The 330-nt window shown below is 40.6% G+C and carries 1 protein-coding gene; it reads right to left on the minus strand.

Translation table 11 applies throughout. The annotated features are described in order from the left end of the window. Nucleotides 1-294 (minus strand): response regulator (locus tag R2R70_RS19365; RefSeq protein ID WP_410978803.1); only part of this gene is annotated, 294 nt, incomplete at its 3' end. Nucleotides 295-330: the final 36 nt, after the last annotated feature.

A 330-nucleotide genomic window follows, 5' to 3' on the forward strand; every position in this document is an offset into this window, starting at 1 on the left:
TAGCAAAATACGTTGAGTGTCAGGAGCTAGCTTTTTTGCTTTTGCTAAAAACTCTGCGCCGCTCATTTTGGGCATACGCATGTCACTTATGACCACATCAAACTGTGTGGCTGTCATTTTTTGAAGTGCGTCGTGTCCGTCGGTCGATACAACCACATTAAATTTGTTCATTCGTAACAGCCGTACAAGTGACTTTAAAACACTTGCTTCGTCGTCTAGACATAGAATGTGGGCAGGTCTGTTGTTAAATTCTTCTAGTTCAGAGGTTTTTTGCATAAAAGTAAAGCCAGCCAAATCTAATATACCGTTAAATTTAGTCTAACCTCGGCT

The organism is Cobetia sp. SIMBA_158 (assembly GCF_046566945.1).
Lineage (GTDB): Bacteria > Pseudomonadota > Gammaproteobacteria > Pseudomonadales > Halomonadaceae > Cobetia > Cobetia amphilecti.